Below are 24,507 nucleotides of genomic sequence, written 5' to 3' on the forward strand. Positions count from 1 at the left end.
CTATTTCGGTCTATACCTCCCCGGTGATTTCGTAGGGCTTGAACTGGATTACTTCCTCCCCCGCCCAATCATTCAGATGCAGCATCCGCGTCTGAATGGGCTCTAGCTCGTTCGCCGCGTAAATCTGCGCCGCTTCTCTGATCGACCCAAATCCCCCAGCGTTCTGCGGCACAATCCCCATCAATTGCGGCGGAATCCGCAGGCTAGCCAACACGTCATCACGCGTCTGATTCTTGATTGAGTTAAATTCATCTTTTGCCGCAACCTCGCTCACCGGGATCAACTGAATCCCATCCTTCTTGCCAGTCGGCGAATAGACAAACAGATTACGGAAATTCCCCGGCCCCTTCGAATCCTTCAGCGCCTTACGCAAAGCATCAATATCCGCCTCAGTCTGCGCCGCATCCGTCATGTACAGAATGAACCCAGCATGACTGCCATTCTCGTAATACTTACGCCGAAACAATGTCGCCGACTCATTCAACAACGCCGACTGCAAAGCACTGATCCACTCCGGCAGCCCATAAATCTCCTGGTGCAGATCCGCCTCCCGTAGATGAAAGACGCTTCCCTCCTCGAAGACATGCTCATCCTTCCACCCACGCACCTGGTAAAACCTTCCCTCCGGCCCAACACGCACGTACTTGGCCAACGGCGGCACCAGTTGCCGTGTATTGCCCAGCACCGAACGCCGAGCCTCCAGATACCCATTCCCCAAACACAAAAAGTCCAACGCAAACTGCTCAAACGAAGCCCGCGACAACAGCGGATGCGGAATAAACGTCTTGCTCAACAAATTGCGCTTGAACATCAACCCCGAATGCAAATGCACACTCGCCCCCACCGACCGGGCCAGCCCGTCCAGCGACAACGGCGGCTCATACCACCGTCCGTTAAACCAGCACTCCAGGTAATCAAACACCTCCCGACCACCCAGCACCGGCGTCGGCTCACCAAAGGAAAAAATCTGAGTCCCGGCGGTGGATGTAGTCGCGGGCAGCAGCGTCTGGCCAGCAAGTTGTTCAGTCATCAATAAATCTCCATCCGCCCGGTGTTGGCAGAGGTCTGCCCCTCAAGCGGTTCGTTGTGCAATGCATGAAAGAGCGCCCACGCCAGATCGGCGTGACCGGTGTTGTCGTTGCGCCCTGCGGTGTAGGTGTATTGCCGTCCGCTGGCAGTGACGGTCTTGCGGATCGCCATCAGCGACTGGGCCATGTCTGTCCAGCCGGCATCGAATTCGAGCCGGCCTTTGTGGATCACGTCGTAGGCTTTGAGCACCAGACGGGTTTTGACTTCGGGCGAGTAGCTGAAGGTGGTCACTGCCGGAAAGAACTGGCGCACCAGCTGAGCCACGCCACTACCCAGCCCAGTGACATCAATGCCGATGTAGGTCACCCAGTAGCGGTCGCAGACGCTCTTGATAAACGCGGCTTGCGCGGCGAAGTCCATGCCTCGGAACTGGTGGCGCTCAAGGATGCGGAACTTGCCACCCGGTACCAACGGTGGCGCGACTACCACCATGCCGGAGCAGTCGCCCATCTCGGCCGGGTCGTAGCCGATCCACACCTGACGGTCGCCGAACGGTCGCAAGGCGAAAGGTTTGTAGTCCTCAGCCCATTCAACCCAGCTGTCCACCATGCACGACTGCAACAGGGTCAGCGGGAAGATGCTCGCGCCGTCGTCGACGAAATCGCACATCAGCAGGTTGGCAAACGCCTCGGGGCTATACTCACGCCGCAACTCTTCGATGTCGAACAGGTCGCAACCGCCCCGCTCTGCGTCGAGGATTGTGACGATCTGCCGCCACAACCGATCCTCACAGAACCGCCCCAGCTGAAGCGCGCTGTGGGACACGTCTACCTTCGTATGCTGCGCGGCAGGCTTACCCTTGTTGAACCGCTCGCCCGTCCAGAAGGTGTACGCCTCGTGGGCCATACTCGACGGCGTGGAAAAGTAAGTCTTGCGCCACTTCTTGTGCATCGCCATGCCCGAGGCGACCTTGTTCAGCTCTTCAAACTTGAACGTCCAGAAGAATTCGTCGAAGTAGAAATTGCCGTGGTAGCCCTGGGCGGTGCGGGCATTGGTGCCGAGGAAAAACAACTCGGCACCGTTGGGCAAAACGATAGGATCACCCGTCAACTCGACGCCAATCACTTCCCGGGCAAACGCCTGAATGTACCCGCGAAACAGGTAGGCCTGGTTCTTCGATGCCGAGAGAAAAATCTGATTACGCCCGGTATCCAGGGCATCGATAAATGCCTCGCGAGCGAAGTAGTAAGTGGCGCCGATCTGCCGACTCTTGAGGATCACGCGAGTACGCTGATTGCCCGCCCGGTACCAGTCTTTCTGATAGTCAAAACAACCGTCGAGAAACGCCTCGCGCAGCAACTCGACCTGGTCTTCATCGATCTCGTTCTTGACGGCCTTCTTTTTCGGCTCGGCGTTACGCTTGGCCAGGTTCGGATTGAGGTCCGTTTCGGTACCGCCGCCCTGAAAGCGCTGGATCCGCGCCTGCCGTTCCAACTGCCGGTGCAGTAGATCAATCTCTTTGAAGTCACCGCCGCTCTTACCTTCTTTGAGAATCAACTGCACCAGCCGCGCCTCCAGCGCCCCACCAATGCGCTCGACATTGTCGGCCCGATCCCACTCATCGCGGGCCTTCCAGCTGTGTAGCGTTTTTTCCTTTTCGCCCGTAGCCTCGGCAATCTCGCAGACACGCCAACCCATCCAGTACAGGAATCTGGATTGGCGGCGGGGATCGATGGGCAGCAGTTCGGTCGTAGTCATGGCCGCGATGCTGCCGCCCGCGCCCGCGACTCAATAGCGCCGCCCTTTGTACCGCCCTTCCCTACAGTCCCACCTCGTTGCCGCCACTCGCGCGCGTCACGACCATGCCCTCATCGCAACGTACTGCTCCCCCACAGGCAGGCGCCCTACGCATTGAGGATTCCCGGCATGAAGAAATTCCGCAGCAACTGGTTCCGCGTCGCGGTCGAGGGCGCGACCTCGGACAAGCGCACCATCAAACGCAACTGGCTGGAACAGGCCGCGAAGAACTTCAACCCGTCCACCTACGGCGCGCGCATCTGGCTGGAGCATTACCGCAGCGTGCTGCCCGATGGCCCGTTCAAGGCCTATGGCGACGTGCTGGCCGTGAAGACCGAAGAAGTGGACATCGGCGGCCAGAAAAAACTGGCGCTGTTCGCCCAGGTCGAGCCGACCGCCGAACTGATCGCCCTGAACAAGGCCAAGCAGAAGGTCTACACCTCGATTGAAATCGACGACAGCTTCGCCGACACCGGCGAGGCCTACATCGTCGGGCTTGGCATCACCGATTCCCCGGCCAGCCTAGGCACCGACGTGCTGTCGTTCTCAGCCCAGAAACCTGACGCCAGTCCGTTCAAGGATCGCCACTACTCCGCGACCTCGATGTTCACCGAGGCGCTGGAGACCGAGCTGACGTTCGAGGAAATCGAAGACAAGCCAAGCCTCGGCGCCCAGCTGTTCAGCAAGGTGCAAACCCTGCTCAAAGGCAAGCAAGCCAAGGACGACACCGAGTTCGCACATATCAGCGATGCGCTCGAAGCCGTCGCCGAACACGTCAAGGATTTGCCCGAGCAACTGGCTGCCGAGAAGCAGTTTTCCGCCGGGCTGAAGACGCAAATCGAACAGGTCAGCACCGACCTGAAAGAGCTGAAAACCAGGCTCTCCACCACCCAGGACCACAACCAAACGAAGCGCCCTCCGGTCACCGGTGGCGACAACCAGGTCATGACCGACTGCTGACAGCCGGCCCACCCACAGCCCCGAACAACGAAGGACGATTTCATGCGCAACGACACCCGCAACCACTTCAACGCCTACCTCGGTCAGTTGGCCAAGCTGCACGGCGTGCCGAACGTGACCACCAAATTCGCCACCGCGCCGAGCGTCACCCAGACGCTGGAAACCCGCATGCAGGAATCCAGTCAGTTCCTCAGCGCGATCAACATTTACGGCGTGACCGAACAGATGGGCGAAAAGATCGGCATGGGCATCGGCGGGCCGAACGCCGGCACCACCGACACCACCCTGAAAGACCGCGAAACCACTGACATCACCACCCTCGACGACCGCGGCTACTTCTGCTCGCAGACCAACTTCGACACCCACCTGCGCTACAGCAAGCTGGATGCCTGGGCCAAGTTCCCCGACTTCCAGGCACGCATACGCGACGCTATCCTCAAACGCCAGGCGCTGGACCGCATCCTGATCGGCTGGAACGGCGCCAGCCGCGCCGCCACCTCGAACCCGGCGACCAACCCGTTGCGCCAGGACGTCAACGTCGGCTGGCTGCAAAAAATGCGCACCGAAAACGCCGCCCGAGTCATGAAGGAAGTCGTCGAAGGCTCGGGCGCGATCACCATCGGCGCCGGCAAGGACTTCACCAACCTCGACGCCTTGGTCTTCAGCATGGTCGAGGAATTCATCGCGCCCTGGTACCAGGAAGACCCGGACCTGGTGGTGATCTGCGGCCGCCAACTGCTGGCCGACAAGTACTTCCCGATCATCAACAAAGACAACGCCCCGACCGAAATGCTGGCCGCTGACATCGTCACCAGCCAGAAACGCCTGGGCAACCTGCCGGCGGTGCGCGTGCCGTACTTCCCGGCGCGCGGGCTGTTGGTGACCAAGCTGGAAAACCTGTCGATCTACTGGCAGGAAGGCAGCCGCCGCCGCACTGTCCTCGACAACGCCAAGCGCGACCGCGTCGAGAACTATGAGTCGGTCAACGATGCCTACGTGATCGAGGATCTGGAATGCGCCTCGCTCGCTGAAAACATCGAAATCGCGTCGTAAGGGGCCGACCATGACCAACCCCTGCCGCCGCCATTTCCAACGAGTCACCGCCGCCATTGAGGCGGCAGCGGCCGAACCGACCCAAACCATGGCCGGTGCAACCGCCTACGAGCATCAGCTCAACCAGCTGCTGCAAGACCGCCTGCGCCTGAAACAGGTGCAATCGAACCAGGGCAAGGCCGAACTCAAACGCCAGCTGCTGCCCGACTACGTGCCCTATGTGCAAGGCGTACTGGAGGCCGGCCAAGGCGCCCAGGACGAGGTAATGACCACCGTCATGGTCTGGCGCTTCGATGCCGGCGACTTCACCGGCGGCCTCGACATTGCCCAGTACGTGCTGCAGCACAAGATGGTCATGCCCGACCGCTTCGCCCGCACCCTCGGTTGCCTGGTGGCGGAAGAAGTCGCCACCGCCGCGTTCAAGGCGCAGAAGGTCGGTGAACCCTTCGACCTGTCCATCCTGCACCGCACCGCCGAACTGACCGACGCCGAAGACATGCCCGATCAGGCCCGCGCCAAGCTGTTCCTCGCCATGGGCCGCGCAACGCTGGAAGGCCTCACCGAAGAGCAACCCGGTCAACCCGGTCAGGTGCAGGCCGGCATCGACCTGCTGAAGAAGGCCATCGACCTGCATGACGCCTGCGGCGGCAAAAAGGATTTGGAGCGGGCCGAGCGCCTGCTCAAAAAACACGCTACCACCGGTAGCTAACCGAGCGTCCCCACGCACCCCGCCGGCTCGGGGCGGATCGGCCAGGCCGCTCCTCCTGAACGAGAAGCCCCGACCACCGGCGACCCAACGCAGAGCGCACCGACATGAGTGGATTCGTAGCGGGCAGCAAGGCCCCTGCTGGCCATATCAACACCGATCCTTTCTGGCCCTCGATTGATCTGGACGACGTGCGCGGCACACTGCGGATCGACTCCAGCGTCACCGCCATCCGCCTGGAAACCGCAACCATCGCCGCTGCCATCAGCGTCAACCGCGAGTTCGCCGAGTGGCGCCGCGCCAAGCAGGCCGAAGGCTACGCCACCCTTGCCGATGTCCCGGCCGAAAAAGTCAAAGACGTCTCGCAATTCGTCCACCTCTACCAACGCGCCATCTACGCCGCGACCGGTGCGGAAATCTGCGAACGCTACCGCTCCTTCGACAGCACCAACAGCGGCAACCAGAACGCCGACGACCTCAGCCCCAGCATCGACGAGCTGCGCCGCGATCAACGCTGGGCCGTGCGCGACTTCCTCGGTCTCGGCCGCACCACCGTGGAGTTGATCTGATGGCCGTCACTGTCCGCGCCCAGCAAGGCGACACCGTCGATGCCCTGTGCTGGCGTCACTACGGCCGCACTGCGGGCGTAACCGAAGCGGTGCTTGAAGCCAACCCTGGTCTGGCCGACCACGGCCCAACACTCCCGCAAGGCCTCCCGGTGGGAATGCCTGAAGCCCAAGCCGCGGCCCCACAACGGCAAATGGTGAACCTATGGGACTGACCCGTCCGCACCGCGCCCTTGAACCCAACCCCCTGGACCCTGGAATGAAACGCATGCCTGACCGTCACGAAACCTGGGCCTGGCTCGCCGCCTGGCTCGAACAGCACTGGCCGACCCTCTATGCCGGTTTGCTGGCCTTAGTCATCGCTGGCCTGCGGGTCATCTATGGCGGCGGCACCCTGCGCCGAATGGTGATCGAGGCGCCGCTGTGCGGTGCGCTGGCCCTTGCGGTGAGCCATGGCTTGTCACTGGTGGGGATTGCGCCCTCAACCGCGCCGTTCTTCGGCGGCGTCATCGGCCTGCTGGGCGTCGAAGGCACCCGTGCCGCAGCGAAAAGGCTCTTCACTCGCAAGGTAGATCAGCTATGACCACCCTCCGCCACGGCGACCGCTCGCAAGCGGTGCGCATCCTGCAAAAGAACCTCAACCAACACGGCGCCAGGCTGATCGTCGATGGCGAATACGGTGACGTCACAGAAGCCGCCGTGCGTGCCTACCAACTCAAGGTCGGCCTGGTCGCCGATGGCGTCGCCAGCAGCAAGACGCAGGCCGCACTCGCTGGCGCCCACTGCCAGCGGCTGCTCAAAAACGTCGACCTGGTGAACGCCGCCGAACGCCTCGGCGTGCCGCTGGCCAGCGTCTACGCGGTCAACGAAGTCGAATCGAAAGGCGCCGGTTTCCTCGACAACGGCAAGCCAGTGATCCTGTTCGAGCGGCATGTCATGTACCGCCAACTGTCGAAGGTTCGGCACAAAGGCGACGATGCAGCAGCACTCAAGCACCACGCGGACCAACTGGCCGCAACCAACCCGGCCATCGTCAATCCCAGGTCGGGTGGTTATGCCGGCGGCACCGCCGAACACCAACGCCTGGCCACCGCACGCCTGATCGACGACACCGCAGCACTGGAGTCCGCCTCCTGGGGCGCGTTCCAGATCATGGGGTTTCACTGGCAACGCCTGGGCTACAGCAGCGTGCAGGACTTCGTCGCGGCCATGGGTACGGGCGAGTCGCAGCAATTCGACGCCTTCGTACGCATCATTGAGACCGATCCGGCACTGCACAAGGCATTGAAGGGCCGCAAATGGGCCGAATTTGCCAAGCTCTACAACGGGCCGCACTACCAGCGAAACCTGTACGACATCAAACTCCAGCGCGCCTACGAACGGCACGAAGACTGCGGCTGCGGTCAGGCGGTGGCTGCATGATCGACTTCGACGCCGTGCAACGTTTGAAAGTGCAAGACGGTGATCTGCTGGTAGTGCCACCAGACAGCGATCAACACGACATGGAACTGCTGTGCGATGCGCTGTACGTCCAGATGCCGGGTCGCAACGTCATCATCATCCGCGGCCCGGTACAGCAACTGGACGTCGATGCCATGAACAAGCTCGGCTGGTACCGCGCATGACTAGCCTGCGCCAAGCCCTGTTCGGCATCGCCCTGCTCACCGCCCTGGCCTTGTTGGTCTGGAGCCAGGAGCTACGTATCAGCGTGGCGAACCAACACACCAAGCTGGCCACCCAGGACGCGACCAGCGCCCGGGACCAAGCCGAGCACCACCTCGCAAACGCCAACACCTTGCGCGCCACCCTGCAACAGGAACGCACCGCCCAGGTCACCCTGCGCACCCAGCAAGATCAATTGCGCCAAGGCCTGGCAAAACGCGAACTCACCATTGAGGCACTGAAACGTGAAAACTCCGAACTACGCAATTGGGCTGCCCAGCCTTTGCCTGCTGCTGCTCGCCGGCTGCGCGAACGCCCCGTCCTCACCGGCGCCGACGCTTATCGTCAGTGGCTGTCCGGCCGTAGTGCCCTGCACCCTGCCGGCGACCAGCCCGCGCAGTAACGGCGACCAACTCACTGACCAGGATCGTATCGAGGCCGCATGGGCTGAATGCGCAAGCCAGCTCGACATGGTTTACCAACAGCAGCAGGCCCAACCATGAACAAACCCGACAGCCTGAAATCTCACCTGCTGGCCACCGTCGCCGAGCTCAAGCACAACCCCGACCGGTTGCTGATCTTCATCGACAACGGCAAAATCCGCTGCACCGCCGCCGCAACGCTTTCCTTCGAATACAGCTTCGACCTGCAAGTCATCCTCACCGACTTCGCCGGCCATCCCGACAGCGTCATGCTGCCGCTGCTCGGCTGGCTGAGCGTCCACCAATCCGAACTGCTGGAGAACCTGAGCAAGGCAACTGACGGCATCCAGTTCGAGGCCGACATCCTGGACAACAGCAAAGTCGATTTGAGCCTGACCTTGCCCCTGACTGAGCGCGTGATAGTAGGCAAGGACGACCAAGGCAACACCACTATCCGCCATCCTGGCGAACCGCAACGGGTTGCTGACTTCCTTGACCCGAACTGGATCCCCGGCGCCCAAGGCACAGGTAGCGAATGGGTGCTGCCAGAATGACCAACCGCCTGGAAGTGCTGGAAGACTGGGCGGCCGGCCTGCTCGCGCAACTTGAGCCAACATCGCGCAACAAGCTGGCCCGCAGCCTCGGCCAGGCGTTGCGCCGTAGCCAGCAGCAACGAATCATTGCCCAACAAAACCCGGACGGGAACAAGTATGCACCGCGCAAACAGCGCAACCTCCGTGGTAAGAAAGGAAGGGTGAAGCGCAAGATTCATATGTTCAAAAAAATTCGGAACGCAAGCTTTCTAAAGGTTCGGGGTGACGGCAACGCGATCAGCGTTGGTTATACGGGGCGCATTGCCCGGATTGCGAGAGTGCACCAGTTCGGGCTAAAAGACCGCGCCGAACTGGATGCACCCTCTGTCAAATATGAGCGACGGGAGATAGTTGGCCTCACTGAGGCTGACATAGAATTAATCCGGGATGAACTACTCGTACATCTGCAGCCATAGCCAAGGTCAAGAACTAATTACTTGACTCAAAACCCAGTTCAAACGGCTGATTATTTTGGCGCGGAATCGCCAGATGATCCGGAAGCAACGCCGGGTTTTCCCTCACCGTCGGAAATAGTCTTATAGCCGGGTATGGCGAACGTTTTTATTAATGTGTTCCGGTGTTCCGTCAACTCGATGATTGCCGTAGAAAGTTCCTTTTTCTTTACTGAATCACTCGAAAAAATTTTGTCATTTAACAAGGTTTTGTTAGCAGCAATCGCGTCATCTATTTTTTTAGTTGAACTGTCAAGATCAAGGGTTTCGACTCCATATTTTTCATTGGCCCGACTCAAAATTCTAGAAATCGCGATAGGGATTGAACACAATTCGTGGTAGCCGATCGCATCCGAGACCGCTGCGGGACCGCTATATAGGTTTATGTCTTTCGCTTGCCAACTGTTAATGCGAGTAATCTCGGCTTTGCGCATGCCTTGTATCTCTTTAGCGACAGTAGGAATAAGCTCTCCTCCGTACATTTCGTTGTTTATGGATGAACGCATTTCATTGGTCACAGCAGATGTGCCCGCCAAATTTTGCGCCGCTCTGCCGCCTACGATTGCAGCCGCCGCCGCTGTAGCCGTTGTAATGGTGCTGTACCAAACATTTGTCACAGCCCGCCGCCCATAAATCGAGGAAATAAAATCGCCGCAATAAATATCTGACATTGCAAGTAACTTCAGCTGTTCAGCGTTCCGAGTTGAAGTGCTATTGATTCTTCCAATAATATCTCCAGTCTTTTCGATTTTGACTTCGGAGACCTCAATAATCGGATCAGCACGATTAGGTGGTATGAAATGAGTCGGGCGATTGGAGCAAGCGGCGGTAAATACGACCATAGAGATTAAAAGCCCTCGCCCTACTCGATGAGAATCCGACAATCCGAATATACATACTGGTCTTTTCAATCCCGACTCCCTAACCCGCCTTTAATGACTTCTTGTCACCCTTGAAAAATGTATAGCAGCAAGTAGCCATTATGCTAGGAAGAGCCGGAATTAAATTATCTCCAGTCCAGTCATCACAGATCTGAGCATGTAACTCAAAGCTATACAAATTGCTAAGGCTGCAAGCACACGCGCATGGCACCACCATCGGCGTCATGAACGACCTAGCCACCCTCGCCCGCCTCATCGAAAACCTCATCCGCCTCGGCACCATCGCAGCCGTCCAGATGAAGCCCCCGCGCGTGCAGGTCAAAACCGGATCGCTGACCACCGCTTGGCTACCATGGATTGCCCCCCGAGCCGGTGCCGACCGCGAGTGGAATCCGCCTACCCTCGACGAACAAGTCATCCTCTTCAGCCCCTCCGGCCAACTCGGCAACGGCATCGTCCTGACCGGCCTGTTCAGCGATCACGTCCCGGCCAACGGCGACCGCGATGGCCTGCACCGCTGCACCTACCGCGACGGCACCGTCATCGAATACGACAGCATCGCCCACCACCTGAACGCCACACTGGTCGACGGCGGCACCACCAACCTGACCAGCACCGGCGGCATCCACATCGTTGGCCCGATCACCCATGAGGGTGACTACACACAAACCGGCAACCAGACCATCACCGGTAAGGTCACTGTGTCGGAGGACGTGGTGGCCGCCGGTATTAGTCTGGTCAACCATCTGCACGGCGGCGTGATGGCTGGCCCCGGAAAAACGGGGAAACCGGAATGAACCGAGAAACCGGCGCCACCCTCAACCTGGTCGAACATATCGCCCAGTCGATCACCGACATCCTGACCACCCGCCTCGGCACCCGCGTCATGCGCCGCGAGTACGGCAGCCTGCTGCCCGAGCTGGTGGATCAGCCGTTCAACGACTTCACCCGCCTGCAGGTGTATGCCGCCACGGTCATGGCCTTGATGCGCTGGGAAACGCGCATCAGCCTGAGTCGTGTGCAGCTCGTTGGGGCGAACCTCCAAGGCCAAGCATCGCTGGACCTTGAGGGCACCCTCGTGGACAGCAATCAGCCGTTGAGCCTGAGCGTACCTCTGCAATTGGGGGGCAGCGCATGAACACCTTCGTCGCCATTGACCTCAGCCAACTGCCGGCACCGCAGATCGTCGAGCAGCTCGATTACGAGCAGATCCTCGCCGAGCGCAAGGCCTACGCCATCAGCCTCTGGCCAGCCGAGCAACAGGAAGAGATTGCTGCTCGCCTGGAAATGGAATCCGAGCCTCTGACCAAATTGCTCGAGGAAAACGCCTACCGTGAAACCGTGTGGCGGCAGCGGGTCAACGAGGCGTCCGTCGCCAACATGCTCGCCTTGGCCAAAGGCACCGACCTCGAAAACCTCGCCGCCAACTACAACGTCAAACGACTGGTCATACAGCCCGGCAATCCATCGGCCGTGCCGCCGATGCCAAGGCTGATGGAAAGCGACGACAGCCTGCGCGAACGCGCACAAATGGCCTGGGAAGGCCTGAGCACCGCTGGCCCACGCAACAGCTACATCTTTCACGCCCGCGCGGCGGATGGACGTGTGGCCGATGCCACGGCGGAAAGCCCGTCCCCGGCCGTAGTGGTGGTGACGGTTCAGGCGCTATTGGGTGATGGTAGCGCTGCACCGGAATTGCTCAGCATCGTGAATGCCTACCTCAGCGACGACGACCGCCGCCCCGTGGCGGATCGCCTGACCGTACAAAGCGCCGCTGTTGTTCCCTACCTGGTTAAAGCCAAGCTGTTCTTGAAAACCAGTGGCCCCGAGTCGGAGCCCATCCTTGCCGCTGCCGAACAACGCTTGTTAGCGTTCGTCCACCAACGTCGGCGCTTGGCCATGGACGTGTCCGAATCTGCGATCCACGCCGCGCTGCACGTCGAGGGCGTGCGCAAAGTCGAGCTGGAGAACTGGGTGGACATCTGCGCGACGCCGTACCAGGCACCGTATTGCACTGGCATCACCCTGACACAGGGGGTTGAGTAATGGGCAGCGTTTCGCTTTTGCCGCGTAATGCCACCCAGCTGGAGCGTTTGGCGGCCGAGGCGCTGGCGCAGATTCAGCGCACGCCCATCCCCCTGCGCCAACTCTGGAGCCCATCGCAATGCCCCCTCGAAATGCTGCCCTATCTGGCCTGGGCTTTTTCCGTGGACCGATGGGATACCCAGTGGAGCGAAGCCACCAAGCGTGCCGCCATTCGCTCGGCGTACTACATCCACTCGCGCAAAGGCACCATCGGCGCCCTTCGCCGTGTGGTCGAACCGCTTGGATACCTGATCGAGGTGGTTGAATGGTTTCAGACTCATCCCGAAGGCGTCCCTGGCACCTTCGCCTTGAAGGTTGGGGTACTGGAAACCGGCATCACCGATGAGATGTACCAGGAACTGAGCTTCCTCATCGATGACGCCAAACCACGCAGCCGCCACCTCACTGGGCTGGCTATCAGCCTGGCAACCACCGGACATATGTTCCTGGGCGCCACCCTGTATGAGGGCGACGAAATCAGCGTTTACCCGCCTGCCCAACGTGACATCGAAGTCGGCGGCGTGATTGGCCGAGGCGGTCGCGACCACACCATCGACACCCTGGATGTATTTCTATGATCGACCAGAACTCGCAGTTTTTCGCCATCCTCACCAACATCGGAGTCGCCAAACAGGCGAACGCTGATGCCCTGGGTATCCCGTGGCAAATCACCCACATGGGCGTCGGTGATGCCAATGGAACTGACCCAATCCCATCAGCCACACAAACCAGGCTCATCAACGAACGCCGCCGAGCACCGCTGAACCAGATCAAAGTCGACCCCGCGAACGCGGCCGTCATCGTCGCGGAACAAGTCATTCCGGAAAACGTCGGAGGCTGGTGGATTCGCGAAATCAGCTTGTACGACTCAGACGGCGACATGATCGCCGTCGCCAACTGCGCCCCCTCGTTCAAGCCGTTACTCAATCAAGGATCAGGCCGTACGCAAGTCGTGCGTATGAACATGATCGTCAGCAACTCCAGCAACGTCGAACTGAAGATCGACCCCAGCGTGGTTCTCGCGACCCGTGCCTACGTCGACTCCAAGGTCTTGGAGGAGCTGAATAAACTCGACAGCAAGCAATCTGTGCGGGTGGCCACCACAGCCAATATCACGCTGACAGACCTCAAGACCCTCGACGGTATCGCCCTGGTCGCCGGCGACCGGGTATTGGTGAAGAACCAAACGTCTGCCAAGGACAATGGGCTGTATGTCGCGGCCGCAGGTGCTTGGCCTCGTGCGCCGGATGCCGACACCCATGCCAAAGTCAGCTCAGCGCTGCTGGTTTCGGTTGAGCAAGGTGCCACGCAAGCGGACACCCGTTGGCAACTCGTCACCGACGGAGTGATTGTCGTGGGCACCACGGCCCTGACGTTCCAGAACATTACGCAAGGGTTGGCGCCGATCAACTCCCCGGCATTCACGGGCAACCCGACCGCTCCGACGCCGGCACGGTTTGACGTGAGCACCAAGATCGCCACCATGGCAGCGCTTCAGGCTCGCGGACTCCAATACGCCGGTTTTCTCTCGTTCAGTGGTGCGTTGCTCGGGATTGTTTCCCATGTGGGTGGAGTGCTCCATTGTTCTGGCGCAACAGCAAACTCGTACAGCCTTCCTGACTCCACCGCCAACAACTTGCCATTAGGCGCTAACGTTCGTGTGCAGAATTGGGGTGTCACTAGTTTGGGCCTGGCGATTCAAGGCTCGGACAAAATGCAGGAAAACATCGACGGTACGTGGTCAGCAACGACTCGCTCGATTCCACCAGACAGCTACGTGGATTGCTTATACATCGGCACCGGCCGGTGGTTGCTAACAGGCACCGGCGTGCAAGGCAAAACCCGACCATTCGGCGCTGCTCTGGGCACCAGTGGCTGGCAGAAGTTGCCGAGCGGGCTGATTCTTCAATGGGGCCAGACTCCAGTCGCAACAGCCGGTGATGTGACCACATCACTACCCATCGCGTTTCCCACTGCGTTTGTCACAGTTGTGATTTCCCAGGGCTACACGGCGGGTTCGAACTCGATGGGCTACGCCTGCGCAGGCACAAATTCGCTGAGCAGTTTTGTCTGGAGGGCGACCGGCACCGGTAACGGCCACAACTACCTCGCCATTGGCTTCTAGCTGTCGTGACCAAACGAGCGAGTGTTGCTGGCTCAAATTCATAAGGAATGAAAAATGGCTGTCTATTCAAGCTGTTCGCAACAGTGCTTTTTGGATGATCGTATCAATCCGCTGCCGGAGGACGCACACCCCCTGACATCAGATGAGCACCAGTTGTACCTGGAAGGACAGGTTGCGGGGAAAATCATCGACTTTACCACTTGCCCGCCGTCGTTAATTGAGCGGCCAGCGTTGCCCGTTGAGCAATTGGCTGAAATAGAACGGGCATGGCGAGACACCCTGCTTTTGGTAACTGATGGCGTCGTAGCTCGGCACCGTGACGAGCTCGAAGAAGGTATCGCGACCACGCTGACGGGTGAGCACTATCGCGAATTGCAGGCTTACCGCCGAGTGTTACGCGACTGGCCGCAAGGCGCTGAATTCCCGCTTGTGGATCATCGTCCAATCCCCCCTGTTTGGTTCATGCCTCCTCGTTCATGACGCCCTATCCAAGCAATTTTTGTCCAGTCGCACTGTAGTGAGTTTCCATACAACCCCAGGCGCTCGCCCAACCAACACGCGCGCGGCAGCCTGTGCACTGTCATCCCAATCACTGCGCAGGCAAAACCCATGGCCGATTATCTTCACGGCGTGCGGGTGCTCGAACTCAACGACGGCACCCGCCCCATTCGCACCATCCCCACCGCTGTCATCGGCCTGGTCTGCACCGCCGACGATGCCGACGCCGCCGTCTTCCCGCTCGACACCCCGGTGCTGTTGACCAACGTGCAGACCGCCGTCGGCAAGGCCGGCGTGAAAGGCACCCTGGCGGTGAGCCTGCAAGCCATCGCCGACCAGACCAAGCCCTACGCCATCGTCGTGCGCGTCAAGGAAGGCGCCACCGAGGCGGAAACCACCAGCGCCCTGATCGGTACCACCACCGCCGACGGCAAGTACACCGGTATGAAAGCCCTGCTCGCCGCCAAGGCCAAAGTCGGCATGGTGCCGCGCATCCTCGGCGTGCCAGGTCTCGACAGTCAGCCGGTGGCCACCGCCCTGGTCAGCATTGGCCAACAGTTGCGCGCCTTCAACTACGTCAGTGCCTGGGACTGCAAAACCAAAGAAGAAGCCGTTGCCTACCGCGAGAACTTCGGCGCCCGTGAAGTGATGGTGATCTGGCCGGACTTCCAGAACTGGGACACCGTGACCGATGCCACAGTGAAAGCTTCGGCAATCGCCCGTGCCCTGGGCCTGCGCGCCAAAATTGACCAGGAAGTGGGCTGGCACAAAACCCTGTCCAACGTCCCGGTCAACGGCGTCACCGGGATCAGCGCCGACGTGTTCTGGGATCTGCAAAACCCGGCCACCGATGCCAACTACCTCAACAGCAACGAAGTCACCACCCTGATCAACGAGGGTGGTTTCCGCTTCTGGGGTAGCCGCACCTGTAGCGACGACCCGCTATTCGCCTTCGAGAACTACACCCGCACCGCGCAAATTCTCGCCGACACCATGTCCGAGGCGCAGATGTGGGCCATCGACAAGCCGATGCATGCGTCCCTGGTGCGCGACATGATCGAGAGCATCAACGCCAAGTTTCGCGAGCTGGTCGCCGCCGGTTACCTGATTGGCGGCAGTTGCTGGTACCCGGAAGACATCAACGACAAGGACACCCTCAAGGCCGGCAAGTTGTTCCTCGACTACGACTACACGCCCGTGCCACCGCTCGAAGACCTCACCCTGCGGCAGCGCATCACTGACCGCTACCTGATCAACTTCGCCAACAAGATCAATAGCTGACCCGTGTACCGGAGAACACCGCCATGGCCCTGCCTCGAAAACTGAAAAACCTCAACCTGTTCAACGACGCCCACAGCTACGTCGGCGTGGTGAAGTCAGTCACCCTGCCCCCACTCGGCCGCAAGATGGAAGCCTATCGCGGCGGCGGCATGAACGGCCCGGTCAAGGTTGACCTGGGCTTCTCCGACGACGGCATCCAGTTCGAATGGAAGACCGGCGGCCTGGACCTGATTTCCCTGCGCCAGTTCGGCGCCGTCAACGCCGCCGGCATCGGCTTGCGTTTCTCTGGCCCGTTCCAGCAGGACGACACCGGTGAAGTCAGCACCGTGGAAGTCGTGCTGCGTGGCCGTCACGAAACCATCGAGATGGGCGACGCAGCACCGGGGGAAGACACCGAACACGCGATCACCACCACCTGCACCTACTACAAGTTGATCGTCGACAACGAGGAAATCATCGAGATCGATTTGCTCAACTTCATCGAGAAGGTCAACGGCGTCGACATGCTGGAAAAACAGCGCGCCGCCCTCGGCATTTGACCCATCCCGCCGCGCTCAACCGAGAACGGCCAACCTTGAAATCTGGAGCCCAACATGAAGCCTGAAGACACCGTCGAAGCACTGCCCCCGGTCGACAACAACACCGTGAACCTGGATACGCCCATCGTTCGCGGCAAGAGCTACTTCACCAGCCTGACCCTGCGTAAACCCACCTCCGGCGAGCTACGCGGCATCCAGTTGGTCGAACTGCTGAACATGGACGTGACCACCCTGATCAAGATCCTGCCGCGCATCACCAGCCCGGGCATTACCGCGCCGGAAGCCGCCGGCATGGACCCGGCCGACTTGCTCGCGTGCGGCAGCAAGATTGCCGGTTTTTTGTTGCAGAAGTCGGTGAAGACGGATGCATTCCTCGATGCGTAGAGGACGCCATGGCCGACCTGGCCGTCGTTTTTCACTGGGCACCGGCTGAAATGGACCAGTTGGGCCTGCAAGAACTGATGGAATGGCGCGAGCGCGCCAGGGTGCGGAGTTCCACTGATGGCCAATGACTTAAAGCTTCAGGTGCTGCTCAACGCCATCGATAAAGCCAGCGGGCCGCTCAAGCGCATCGCTGGCGGCAGTACCGCAACCGCTAAAGCCCTGAAAGCGGCGCGTGAACAATCGGCACAGCTCAACCAACAACAACGCGACATCAGCGCCTATCGCCTCGCCAACATCGAGATCGTCAAACAGAGCCGCGCCCTTCGCGAATTGAACCGTAAAACCAGTGATACCACCGAGCTGCTGAACAAACAGCGCACCACCCACGTCAACCTCAAGGGCAATCTCAAGGCTGCCCAGACCCAGTACAACAAACTCTCCAGGGCGTTGGTCAATGGCAAAGGCGATAGCGCGGGATTCATGCGTGAGCTGGAAAAAGCCCAGATCAAGCTGCAAGCAAGCCAACAGGCATTCACACGATCCAGCAGCAGTATCAAGACGTACCAGGACCGACTGCGTGCCGCCAAGACTCAACTCGGTCTACTGAATACCCAGCACACCGCCAGCCAAAGCAAACTTGAACGGTACAAAACCAAACTGGATCAAGCCGGCATTGGTACTGATGGCTTGAGTCGAAAAGTACGGCAGCTGCGCAACGAACAGCACCTGCTGAACACCTCGATGGACCAACAGAAGGCCAAGCTGCAAGCGCTGAACAAGGCTAATCAAAGCTATCAACGAAGCAAACAGACCGCCCAGGTGATGGCAACCAAAGGTGCTGCCGGGATGACCGCCGGTGGTGCTGCGCTCTACGGTGGAGCGCGTGTTCTTGCACCCGGTCTGGAATTCGACGCCAGCATGAGTCGGGTGCAGGCCATCACCCGACTGGACAAAGACGATCCAGAGAAAGGGGCGCAGCTTCAAGCATTGCGCAATCAAGCCCGTGAACTGGGCGGTTCGACAATGTTCACCGCCGGCCAGGCTGCCGACGCCCAGGGCTACCTCGGCATGGCCGGTTTCGACCCTAAAGCCATCAAAGCGGCGATGCCCGGCATGCTCGACCTCGCGGCCGCCGGTGGCGCTGACCTGGCGCAGACAGCCGACATCGCCTCAAACATCATGTCCGGTTTGGGCATGTCGGCCGATCAGATGGACCGACTGGGCGATGTATTGGTGGGCACCTTCACGCGTTCCAACACCAACCTGCAGATGCTCGGCGACACCATGAAATATGCCGCGCCCATGGCGAAAACCTACGGCGTCGAACTGGAAGTGGCAGCCGCCATGGCCGGCAAACTGGGCGATGCGGGATTGCAGGGCAGCATGGGCGGCACCGCCCTCAGCTCCATCATGAACCGCCTGGCTGCGCCACCCAAAGCCGCGCAAAAGGCCCTTGAACAACTCAACATCAAAACTGCAGACGCCAACGGCAATCTGCGGCAAATGCCCGACATCCTCAAAGAGATCTACGACAAAACCAAAAACCTGGGCAGCGCGAAAAAAGGTGGGCTGTTCAAAGCCATTGCCGGTGAAGAAGCGGTCAAAGGCATGGCGCAACTGGTCGAACAAGCCGGGATCGGCGAGCTGCAAAAACTCATTGCGACCCTGCGTGAGACCCAAGGCGAAGCAGCCAAAACGTCAAAGGTGATGGCTGACAATCTCAAGGGTGACCTGACCACCCTCGGCAGTGCCTGGCAAGACCTGGGTATTGAACTGCAAGAGCAGCAGGATGGCCCGCTGCGGGGAATAGTGCAGTCGGTCATCGACATCGTTCGCGGCGTTAAAACATGGGCCAGGGAAAACCCCGGACTCGCCTCGGGGCTGGTCAAAACCGTCGCCATTGTGGCCGGCTTGACCATGGCCATCGGTGGGCTCTTGGTGACCGTGGCGAGCGTGCTACTGCCCTTCGCCGCCCTGCGCTTGATGTTCGCTCAACTGGGCATTCGACTGCCCAGTCTGATAGAACTGCTGTGGAAACTGGGCAAAACCGTGTTGCCCTTCGTCGGCAAGGCCCTGCTCATGATCGGCCGCGCGCTGATGCTCAACCCCATTGGCCTGGCCGTGACCGCCCTTGCCGGCGCGGCCTACCTGATTTACCAAAACTGGGACGCGGTAAAGCTGTACTTCACCAGTACCTGGGCCGAAATCAAAGCCGGGTTCAGCAGCGGAATCGGCGGCATCCTCACGACGCTGGCCAACTTCAGCCCCATCGGGTTGATCTACCAGGCGTTCGCCGGCGTGCTGAGTTACCTGGGCGTGGATCTGCCCAGCCGCTTTACTGAGTTCGGCAACATGATCGTCAACGGTCTGGTCAACGGGCTATTCGCCGGCATGGGCCAGATCAAGAGCGCCATCACCTCAATCGGTGATTCAACCATTGGCTGGTTCAAGGAAAAGCTCGATATCCACAGCCCGTCGCGAGTGTTTGCCGAGCTGGGTGGCTTCACCATCGCCGGCCTGACCCTCGGTCTGGAGGGTGCTGCAAAAGGCCCACTCAATGCCATCGCCCGCATGGGCAAACAGCTCACCGCTGCCGGAACCCTGGCACTCGGCGCGGCCTCGATGCCCGCCCTGGCCATCGATGATCGACCGCCGATCAGCAGCATGACGTCGCCGGCCTACGACAGCCACGACAACTATGAGATCAACATTCATCCCGCCCCCGGCATGGATGCACACGCCATTGCCCGTGCCGTGCGCGCTGAGCTAACCCGCATCGAGCGCGAAAAAGGCGCCCGCACGCGCAGCCGACTGTCGGACCTGGAGTAAACAACCATGATGCTGGCCCTCGGCATGTTCGTCTTCAGCCTCTCCACTGCCGCTTACCAGGAGCTGCAACGCCAAACCGAATGGCGCCACGCCAGCAACAACCGCGTCGGTGCAGCACCGGCCAGGCAGTTCACCGGTCGTGGAGACGACACCATCACCCTCCCCGGCATCATCCTGTACGAGCTGGCCGGCAGCGCCCTGAGCCTCGACGCCCTGCGCCTGATGGCCAACACCGGCAAGGCCTGGCCCATGGTCGAAGGCAGCGGACGCATTTACGGCTTGTGGATCATCGAGAGCCTGAGCGAAACCAAGACGATTTTCTTCCGCGACGGCACCCCGCGTCGCATCGAGTTCACCCTCACCCTCAAGCGCATCGATGACGAGCGCATCGACCTGATCGGCGCCGGCACCCGCGCGGGCGTTGGCATCATGAGGTCGCTGCTGTGATTGATACCGCCCTCTCCCGCGTCACCGGATACCTGAGCGACAGCGCCGAGCGCTCTCGACGGGATGCCACCTACCCGGTGCCGGCATTCCGCATCACCGTCGATGGCAACGACATTGCGCAGTTAATCAGCCCGCGGCTGATGAGCCTGGACCTGACCGACAACCGCGGCATCGAGGCCGACCAACTCAGCCTCACCCTCAGCGACCACGACGGTCTACTGGCCATCCCGCCCACGGGTGCGGTGATCCGGCTATGGCTCGGCTGGAGCGACACCGGCCTGGTCGACAAAGGCACCTACACCGTCGACGAAACCGAACACAGCGGCGCGCCTGATGTACTGAGCATCCGCGCCCGATCGGCGGACCTGCGCAAGGGGTTGAAGAGCAAACGCGAACGCAGCTGGAGCAACACCACGCTCAGCGACGTGCTGGGCGACATCGCCCTGGGTAACGGCCTGACCGCGACCATCGCCAATGCCTTGGGCGGATTGCCCATCTTGCAACTCGACCAGGCCAATGAGTCCGATGCCAACCTGCTCAGCCGTATTGGCGAAGAGTTCGATGCGGTAGTCACAGTCAAGGCTGGTTGCCTGCTGTGCCTGCCGGCAGGCGGTGGCAAAACCGCCAGTGGCGCCGAACTGCCCCACATCACCCTCACCCGTGCTGACGGTGACCAACACCGCTACCTGCAAGCCGACCGCGGCAGCTACGACGGTGTGCGGGCTTACTTCTACGATGTGAACAATGCCAAGAAACAGGAAGCCATCGCCGGCGGCGGGGAAAACCTCAAGGATCTGCGTCACACCTACAGCGATCGACAATCCGCCTTACGCGCCGCCCGGGCCGAGTTCAATCGGCTGCAACGTGGCAGCGCCACCCTCAGCTACACCCTGGCCATGGGCCTGCCGGATTTGATCCCCGAACTGACCTACACGCTCCAGGGCGTGAAGCCGGAGATTGATGAAATCATTTGGTATGGCGGGAATGTACAGCACAGCCTCAATGCGGATAACGGGTACACCGTCAGCTTGGAGCTGGAGAGCAAGCTGCCGGAGGACACCGTTAAGGACTTGGCCGAAGAGAATCAGGGGGACTTTACGGGGATCATCGCGTATTACCGCGACAAGAAGACTGGGAAAGAGAAGACGGTGACAACAGGAGATCAGAGCAAACCTCGGCGGTTGCGGTGGTTGTATGCCACAGAGTTGACTGCGAAACGTGCGGTAGATCGAGAATGGTTGCGCTATGAATCGTTGAAGTCAAAGAGTTCTCTACGAACCACGTCAATCGTCGATATCGATATGTAGTATGGAATTTTTTCGTCAGCAATGTAATATAGAGGCCATTTGCCACAATAACGGACTAGGTAATACGCTGTGGGACGAACCTCAAGATGGACATACACCCCTAATGTAAATGGCGTACAGGAATACGGCTTATCATCCTGGAAGTATTTCTCTGACTTTATCAACCAAGAGATGCTGGATTACACCACTTACGTTTACAGAGGTCACGGCAACTACAAATGGAAGTTAGAGCCAACAATAGACCGCTTAATTAAACAGCCTACATCCATAAAAAGAGAACAACATCTAGAACGCTTTAAATTTGCAACCCGCGGTAGACGTGGCACTAACCCTATCCGCATCGAAGATGAAAATGAGTGGTGGGCTTTGGGCCAACATCATGGACTTGCTACTCCTTTACTAGATTGGACAGAATCACCTTTCGTTGCATTATATTTTGCGGCAAGCTCGGCCAAAAATGCAAAAAGTTCTCACTTTACGGTTTTCGCTATAAGCCAATTAGCTATAGGCCGCACGAACATTAAAGTCCGAGAAAACGAAGAGATACCTTTAGTTAACGGCCACAAACAAACTGTGAAAATCATCAGACCATTGAGTGATGAAAACGCACGTTTAGTAAGCCAAAGAGGACTATTCACTCGGGGGCCTAACAATGTGGATCTTGAAAGCTGGGTAACCAAGAACACGCCCATTGACAACCAAAAAATCTATTTAATGAAAATAAAGATCCCCTCCACTGGAATTGAAGAATGCCTTAGATACCTCAACAGAATGAATATCAATCATTCTACTTTATTCCCAGACTTACCTGGCGCTTCCGAGTTTTGCAATTCACACTTAACCATTCCGAAATATTAAACCGCAAACCGCCGACAACAAGAACAAAAATTGCAAAACCTCGGAATATAGAGCCATAAAACCCGGCAGAACGTTGGTTTTTTTACCTCGTGCTCATCAGCACGTTAAGAAGCCGAACAGGAAGGAGAATACGGCGAGATCAACGCAAACCGAAGCGGTTGCATTGATTGTATGCGAGTGGGGAGGCAGCGAAACTTGGCCGCAGAAAGGGAGCCTCGAAAATATCAGTATAAAAATCAATCTTTTTTAACTGGTTTGAACCCCTCTATGACGTTCTTCACATTCAGCTTTGCCTGCTCTTCTTTTTCTAAAATCAAAGACTCTAGAGCAAAAGAGTGAACATCATAAATCTGAAATGGTAGAAAAATTGTACGGTAGACCCCGAGAGAAAAATAACCCATGGCCAGTGCAAAAACCAGCTGAGAATCAACAGAGCTCAACTTAGAATTCTTGCACATTATTGCAAACAGACTAAATCCCACACAAAACAAAAAAGCAATTAATGTTTGAGTCTGGGACACCAATATGTACTTTGTTTTGAGCGCATATACTCTAGCCTGTTCGAGTCCAAGCTTATCTGCTGACTGATTGCGCCCTGAAAAAAGCATAGCCGTAATAACAAAACCAATAACAATTGCGCAAAAACTCAACAGTGAATCGAGAATCTTGTCCTGAGCGTCGATACTTAACATATATCCAACAGCACCACCGGCAACCAAAAAGACAAGATTCAACACAAGCGAGCACACATGGTTTGTGGCGGCTCTCGACACCACCCCAAACTGCCTGAGAACCAGCACCACATTTACTATTTCTTCAGGAACCCATTTCCTAGACATTATTTATCAAATTACCCTCATCATCCAACATACGTCGACCTCTTGCATCCGGCTGTAACAGACGGCCCAAGTAATCAATCATAGTCTCTTTTACCTCTTTGTGATCAGGATTCCGACCACCTGCATCCCTGACAACAATAGGATTGGTAATTCTATACTTTGACAACCCTCTAATACTACCACGCTTCAGCTTAATGAAAATTTTGTCAAGATTATCATCTTTAGCAGTACGCGCCTCACTTACAACTTCTTCCGCACTTAATGTCGAATTGCTCCCTGCACTCCAATTGAGCGTAACCAATTCAGTTTTGCTGAATATCGAATGCGCGTCCGAGAGAAGCCCAACCACTTTATTATCTGAATGCTGTTTAGCGCCCGCCATCCCCAGCGATATAGATACAGCTCCGCCGCCCTGCTGAATTTCATTCAACAAATCAGAAAAAATGGCTGTTGTAAACGCAACATGCGGAGGACGTTTCGCACACCTCTCCCTAAGTAATTTGTTCAAGTATTTTTCGATCAAATAGGAACCACCCGTTCCTTTCGTAGCTTCAACAATGGCAGCATTTTTATACACAAGAACATGAGAGATCTGAATTAACTCTTTGACATTCCCATTCCCATCTACAATCTGCGCAACATCATACATTGCATTTTTTGCTTTAAGATCAGGAGTAAAACCGGCAGGCATCCTTCCTGGAACATAAGACCAAAGTTCAAAAAAAACAGCACCATTCTCATAAAACTCTAGGTTATTATAAAAATAGCTGTAATCTGGTATAGGGCCATCTGCACCAATGACCATATCATGCATTATTCTGTCGCCGACAGTCTCACAAGCCTTATCAGCCTCAACCAACAGTTCCGCCAATTTTTTATCAACTTCTTTAGCGAACACAATTGGCTTAAGTGCCAATGTACGATTTAGAGACTTCTGCTTTACCGCCATTAGAGAACCCCGCACAACACTATTAATTAATAAATCACTAAACGCCACCTTGCTAAACAGTGATGTATATACAGATCACTATCAACTGATCGCTTTTATATTTCACTTACGATGGCAACTCTGCGTATCTGATCGATATCGTGAAGCAGGAGGTAACCAGAGACCGGCAAAGTACGGCGTTGCTTTGATCATGGTGCATGGATCACGTCCCTATGTCGGTTTAAGGTGGCGCCGATCGGCAGTCT

The 24,507-nt window shown here is 58.1% G+C and carries 30 protein-coding genes and 1 pseudogene; 26 read left to right on the forward strand and 5 right to left on the reverse strand.

Annotated features, from left to right (window positions below; translation table 11 throughout):
- Positions 1–10: 10 nt before the first annotated feature.
- Both AC1DVE_RS22705 and AC1DVE_RS22710 read right to left on the reverse strand, forming a co-directional pair.
- A complete protein-coding gene (locus tag AC1DVE_RS22705) occupies positions 11–1,030 on the reverse strand; it encodes a phage portal protein (protein WP_477784198.1) in 1,020 nt (339 codons plus the stop codon).
- On the reverse strand, positions 1,030–2,787 hold the full coding sequence (locus tag AC1DVE_RS22710) for a terminase ATPase subunit family protein (RefSeq protein WP_477784199.1): 1,758 nt from the start codon (positions 2,785–2,787) through the stop codon (positions 1,030–1,032). The genes AC1DVE_RS22705 and AC1DVE_RS22710 overlap by 1 nt, the downstream gene beginning before the upstream one ends.
- A 168-nt stretch (positions 2,788–2,955) precedes the next feature.
- Here AC1DVE_RS22710 and AC1DVE_RS22715 point away from each other — a divergent pair, with 168 nt between their 5' ends.
- The 12 genes and pseudogenes from AC1DVE_RS22715 to AC1DVE_RS22770 all read left to right on the forward strand — a co-directional run bounded on the left by AC1DVE_RS22715 (position 2,956) and on the right by AC1DVE_RS22770 (position 9,204).
- A complete protein-coding gene (locus AC1DVE_RS22715; RefSeq protein ID WP_477784200.1) occupies positions 2,956–3,786 on the forward strand; it encodes a GPO family capsid scaffolding protein in 831 nt (276 codons plus the stop codon).
- A 42-nt stretch (positions 3,787–3,828) separates the two neighbouring features.
- Positions 3,829–4,839 carry a phage major capsid protein, P2 family gene (locus tag AC1DVE_RS22720; RefSeq protein WP_477784201.1) on the forward strand — a complete coding sequence of 337 codons (1,011 nt, stop codon included), beginning with the start codon at positions 3,829–3,831 and terminating at the stop codon, positions 4,837–4,839.
- A 10-nt stretch (positions 4,840–4,849) separates the two neighbouring features.
- Positions 4,850–5,548, forward strand: a complete 699-nt coding sequence (locus tag AC1DVE_RS22725; RefSeq protein WP_477784202.1) for a phage terminase small subunit — start codon at positions 4,850–4,852, stop codon at positions 5,546–5,548.
- Between the two features lie 104 nt (positions 5,549–5,652).
- Positions 5,653–6,114, forward strand: coding sequence for a head completion/stabilization protein (locus AC1DVE_RS22730; RefSeq protein WP_477784203.1), 462 nt, complete (start codon positions 5,653–5,655; stop codon positions 6,112–6,114).
- Positions 6,114–6,326 (forward strand): tail protein X, encoded by a 213-nt coding sequence (locus AC1DVE_RS22735; protein WP_477784204.1) that lies wholly within the window; start codon positions 6,114–6,116, stop codon positions 6,324–6,326. The genes AC1DVE_RS22730 and AC1DVE_RS22735 overlap by 1 nt, the downstream gene beginning before the upstream one ends.
- Positions 6,327–6,370: 44 nt before the next feature.
- Positions 6,371–6,694 (forward strand): phage holin, lambda family, encoded by a 324-nt coding sequence (locus AC1DVE_RS22740; protein WP_477784205.1) that lies wholly within the window; start codon positions 6,371–6,373, stop codon positions 6,692–6,694.
- On the forward strand, positions 6,691–7,533 hold the full coding sequence (locus AC1DVE_RS22745) for an N-acetylmuramidase domain-containing protein (protein WP_477784206.1): 843 nt from the start codon (positions 6,691–6,693) through the stop codon (positions 7,531–7,533). The genes AC1DVE_RS22740 and AC1DVE_RS22745 overlap by 4 nt, the downstream gene beginning before the upstream one ends.
- Positions 7,530–7,736, forward strand: coding sequence for a hypothetical protein (locus AC1DVE_RS22750; RefSeq protein ID WP_477784207.1), 207 nt, complete (start codon positions 7,530–7,532; stop codon positions 7,734–7,736). Before AC1DVE_RS22745 ends, AC1DVE_RS22750 begins: the two co-directional genes overlap by 4 nt.
- Positions 7,733–8,176 (forward strand): Rz-like lysis system protein LysB, encoded by a 444-nt coding sequence (gene lysB / locus AC1DVE_RS22755; protein WP_477784208.1) that lies wholly within the window; start codon positions 7,733–7,735, stop codon positions 8,174–8,176. The genes AC1DVE_RS22750 and lysB overlap by 4 nt, the downstream gene beginning before the upstream one ends.
- Positions 8,091–8,276, forward strand: a pseudogene (gene lysC, locus AC1DVE_RS22760) (Rz1-like lysis system protein LysC); the annotation flags it as partial. The gene lysB and the pseudogene lysC, both read left to right, overlap by 86 nt.
- Positions 8,273–8,749, forward strand: a complete 477-nt coding sequence (locus tag AC1DVE_RS22765; RefSeq protein ID WP_477784209.1) for a phage tail protein — start codon at positions 8,273–8,275, stop codon at positions 8,747–8,749. The pseudogene lysC and the gene AC1DVE_RS22765, both read left to right, overlap by 4 nt.
- A complete protein-coding gene (locus AC1DVE_RS22770) occupies positions 8,746–9,204 on the forward strand; it encodes a phage virion morphogenesis protein (RefSeq protein ID WP_477784210.1) in 459 nt (152 codons plus the stop codon). Before AC1DVE_RS22765 ends, AC1DVE_RS22770 begins: the two co-directional genes overlap by 4 nt.
- A 50-nt stretch (positions 9,205–9,254) precedes the next feature.
- On the opposite strand, the gene AC1DVE_RS22775 is transcribed toward AC1DVE_RS22770, so the two are convergent.
- Positions 9,255–10,151, reverse strand: a complete 897-nt coding sequence (locus AC1DVE_RS22775; RefSeq protein WP_477784211.1) for a hypothetical protein — start codon at positions 10,149–10,151, stop codon at positions 9,255–9,257.
- Positions 10,152–10,345: 194 nt separating this feature from the next.
- On the opposite strand from AC1DVE_RS22775, the gene AC1DVE_RS22780 reads away from it, so the two are divergent.
- The 14 genes from AC1DVE_RS22780 (at position 10,346) to AC1DVE_RS22845 (ending at position 22,474) form a co-directional block, all read left to right on the forward strand.
- Positions 10,346–10,918: a phage baseplate assembly protein V gene (locus tag AC1DVE_RS22780; protein ID WP_477784212.1), complete on the forward strand. Its 573-nt coding sequence runs from the start codon at positions 10,346–10,348 to the stop codon at positions 10,916–10,918.
- Positions 10,915–11,259: a GPW/gp25 family protein gene (locus AC1DVE_RS22785; protein WP_477784213.1), complete on the forward strand. Its 345-nt coding sequence runs from the start codon at positions 10,915–10,917 to the stop codon at positions 11,257–11,259. The genes AC1DVE_RS22780 and AC1DVE_RS22785 overlap by 4 nt, the downstream gene beginning before the upstream one ends.
- Entirely contained in the window at positions 11,256–12,167 is a 912-nt protein-coding gene (locus tag AC1DVE_RS22790) for a baseplate assembly protein (RefSeq protein WP_477784214.1), read from the forward strand. Before AC1DVE_RS22785 ends, AC1DVE_RS22790 begins: the two co-directional genes overlap by 4 nt.
- Positions 12,167–12,784, forward strand: coding sequence for a phage tail protein I (locus AC1DVE_RS22795; protein WP_477784215.1), 618 nt, complete (start codon positions 12,167–12,169; stop codon positions 12,782–12,784). Before AC1DVE_RS22790 ends, AC1DVE_RS22795 begins: the two co-directional genes overlap by 1 nt.
- On the forward strand, positions 12,781–14,331 hold the full coding sequence (locus AC1DVE_RS22800) for a phage tail protein (protein WP_477784216.1): 1,551 nt from the start codon (positions 12,781–12,783) through the stop codon (positions 14,329–14,331). Before AC1DVE_RS22795 ends, AC1DVE_RS22800 begins: the two co-directional genes overlap by 4 nt.
- A 54-nt stretch (positions 14,332–14,385) precedes the next feature.
- Entirely contained in the window at positions 14,386–14,811 is a 426-nt protein-coding gene (locus AC1DVE_RS22805) for a tail fiber assembly protein (RefSeq protein ID WP_477784217.1), read from the forward strand.
- A 129-nt stretch (positions 14,812–14,940) separates the two neighbouring features.
- A complete protein-coding gene (locus AC1DVE_RS22810) occupies positions 14,941–16,110 on the forward strand; it encodes a phage tail sheath protein (protein WP_477784218.1) in 1,170 nt (389 codons plus the stop codon).
- A gap of 23 nt (positions 16,111–16,133) precedes the next feature.
- On the forward strand, positions 16,134–16,649 hold the full coding sequence (locus AC1DVE_RS22815; protein ID WP_477784219.1) for a phage major tail tube protein: 516 nt from the start codon (positions 16,134–16,136) through the stop codon (positions 16,647–16,649).
- Between the two features lie 54 nt (positions 16,650–16,703).
- Positions 16,704–17,033 (forward strand): phage tail assembly protein, encoded by a 330-nt coding sequence (locus AC1DVE_RS22820; RefSeq protein ID WP_477784220.1) that lies wholly within the window; start codon positions 16,704–16,706, stop codon positions 17,031–17,033.
- A gap of 8 nt (positions 17,034–17,041) precedes the next feature.
- Positions 17,042–17,161, forward strand: coding sequence for a GpE family phage tail protein (locus AC1DVE_RS22825; protein WP_477784221.1), 120 nt, complete (start codon positions 17,042–17,044; stop codon positions 17,159–17,161).
- The gene (locus tag AC1DVE_RS22830) at positions 17,151–19,862 is read left to right on the forward strand and encodes a phage tail tape measure protein (RefSeq protein ID WP_477784222.1); all 2,712 of its coding nucleotides are present in this window, start codon (positions 17,151–17,153) and stop codon (positions 19,860–19,862) included. Before AC1DVE_RS22825 ends, AC1DVE_RS22830 begins: the two co-directional genes overlap by 11 nt.
- A gap of 6 nt (positions 19,863–19,868) precedes the next feature.
- Positions 19,869–20,309 carry a phage tail protein gene (locus AC1DVE_RS22835; protein WP_477784223.1) on the forward strand — a complete coding sequence of 147 codons (441 nt, stop codon included), beginning with the start codon at positions 19,869–19,871 and terminating at the stop codon, positions 20,307–20,309.
- Positions 20,306–21,616: a phage late control D family protein gene (locus AC1DVE_RS22840; protein WP_477784224.1), complete on the forward strand. Its 1,311-nt coding sequence runs from the start codon at positions 20,306–20,308 to the stop codon at positions 21,614–21,616. Before AC1DVE_RS22835 ends, AC1DVE_RS22840 begins: the two co-directional genes overlap by 4 nt.
- Before the next feature lie 69 nt (positions 21,617–21,685).
- Complete coding sequence (locus AC1DVE_RS22845) at positions 21,686–22,474, forward strand: FRG domain-containing protein (protein WP_477784225.1); 789 nt, start codon at positions 21,686–21,688, stop codon at positions 22,472–22,474.
- Positions 22,475–22,710: 236 nt separating this feature from the next.
- Here the strand turns inward: AC1DVE_RS22845 and AC1DVE_RS22850 are convergent, their stop codons facing one another.
- Together AC1DVE_RS22850 and AC1DVE_RS22855 are read right to left on the reverse strand one after the other, a co-directional pair.
- The gene (locus AC1DVE_RS22850) at positions 22,711–23,313 is read right to left on the reverse strand and encodes a hypothetical protein (RefSeq protein WP_477784226.1); all 603 of its coding nucleotides are present in this window, start codon (positions 23,311–23,313) and stop codon (positions 22,711–22,713) included.
- Complete coding sequence (locus tag AC1DVE_RS22855; RefSeq protein WP_477784227.1) at positions 23,306–24,310, reverse strand: hypothetical protein; 1,005 nt, start codon at positions 24,308–24,310, stop codon at positions 23,306–23,308. The genes AC1DVE_RS22850 and AC1DVE_RS22855 overlap by 8 nt, the downstream gene beginning before the upstream one ends.
- Positions 24,311–24,507: the final 197 nt, after the last annotated feature.

Source organism: Pseudomonas sp. P4_B4, assembly GCF_056402255.1.

Coding starts and splice junctions, on each gene's coding strand:
- AC1DVE_RS22705 (WP_477784198.1), bottom strand. CDS start 1,030: ATGACTGAACAACTTGCTGGCCAGACGCTGCTGCCCGCGACTACATCC.
- AC1DVE_RS22710 (WP_477784199.1), bottom strand. CDS start 2,787: ATGACTACGACCGAACTGCTGCCCATCGATCCCCGCCGCCAATCCAGA.
- AC1DVE_RS22715 (WP_477784200.1), top strand. CDS start 2,956: ATGAAGAAATTCCGCAGCAACTGGTTCCGCGTCGCGGTCGAGGGCGCG.
- AC1DVE_RS22720 (WP_477784201.1), top strand. CDS start 3,829: ATGCGCAACGACACCCGCAACCACTTCAACGCCTACCTCGGTCAGTTG.
- AC1DVE_RS22725 (WP_477784202.1), top strand. CDS start 4,850: ATGACCAACCCCTGCCGCCGCCATTTCCAACGAGTCACCGCCGCCATT.
- AC1DVE_RS22730 (WP_477784203.1), top strand. CDS start 5,653: ATGAGTGGATTCGTAGCGGGCAGCAAGGCCCCTGCTGGCCATATCAAC.
- AC1DVE_RS22735 (WP_477784204.1), top strand. CDS start 6,114: ATGGCCGTCACTGTCCGCGCCCAGCAAGGCGACACCGTCGATGCCCTG.
- AC1DVE_RS22740 (WP_477784205.1), top strand. CDS start 6,371: ATGAAACGCATGCCTGACCGTCACGAAACCTGGGCCTGGCTCGCCGCC.
- AC1DVE_RS22745 (WP_477784206.1), top strand. CDS start 6,691: ATGACCACCCTCCGCCACGGCGACCGCTCGCAAGCGGTGCGCATCCTG.
- AC1DVE_RS22750 (WP_477784207.1), top strand. CDS start 7,530: ATGATCGACTTCGACGCCGTGCAACGTTTGAAAGTGCAAGACGGTGAT.
- lysB (WP_477784208.1), top strand. CDS start 7,733: ATGACTAGCCTGCGCCAAGCCCTGTTCGGCATCGCCCTGCTCACCGCC.
- AC1DVE_RS22765 (WP_477784209.1), top strand. CDS start 8,273: ATGAACAAACCCGACAGCCTGAAATCTCACCTGCTGGCCACCGTCGCC.
- AC1DVE_RS22770 (WP_477784210.1), top strand. CDS start 8,746: ATGACCAACCGCCTGGAAGTGCTGGAAGACTGGGCGGCCGGCCTGCTC.
- AC1DVE_RS22780 (WP_477784212.1), top strand. CDS start 10,346: ATGAACGACCTAGCCACCCTCGCCCGCCTCATCGAAAACCTCATCCGC.
- AC1DVE_RS22785 (WP_477784213.1), top strand. CDS start 10,915: ATGAACCGAGAAACCGGCGCCACCCTCAACCTGGTCGAACATATCGCC.
- AC1DVE_RS22790 (WP_477784214.1), top strand. CDS start 11,256: ATGAACACCTTCGTCGCCATTGACCTCAGCCAACTGCCGGCACCGCAG.
- AC1DVE_RS22795 (WP_477784215.1), top strand. CDS start 12,167: ATGGGCAGCGTTTCGCTTTTGCCGCGTAATGCCACCCAGCTGGAGCGT.
- AC1DVE_RS22800 (WP_477784216.1), top strand. CDS start 12,781: ATGATCGACCAGAACTCGCAGTTTTTCGCCATCCTCACCAACATCGGA.
- AC1DVE_RS22805 (WP_477784217.1), top strand. CDS start 14,386: ATGGCTGTCTATTCAAGCTGTTCGCAACAGTGCTTTTTGGATGATCGT.
- AC1DVE_RS22810 (WP_477784218.1), top strand. CDS start 14,941: ATGGCCGATTATCTTCACGGCGTGCGGGTGCTCGAACTCAACGACGGC.
- AC1DVE_RS22815 (WP_477784219.1), top strand. CDS start 16,134: ATGGCCCTGCCTCGAAAACTGAAAAACCTCAACCTGTTCAACGACGCC.
- AC1DVE_RS22820 (WP_477784220.1), top strand. CDS start 16,704: ATGAAGCCTGAAGACACCGTCGAAGCACTGCCCCCGGTCGACAACAAC.
- AC1DVE_RS22825 (WP_477784221.1), top strand. CDS start 17,042: ATGGCCGACCTGGCCGTCGTTTTTCACTGGGCACCGGCTGAAATGGAC.
- AC1DVE_RS22830 (WP_477784222.1), top strand. CDS start 17,151: ATGGCCAATGACTTAAAGCTTCAGGTGCTGCTCAACGCCATCGATAAA.
- AC1DVE_RS22835 (WP_477784223.1), top strand. CDS start 19,869: ATGATGCTGGCCCTCGGCATGTTCGTCTTCAGCCTCTCCACTGCCGCT.
- AC1DVE_RS22850 (WP_477784226.1), bottom strand. CDS start 23,313: ATGTCTAGGAAATGGGTTCCTGAAGAAATAGTAAATGTGGTGCTGGTT.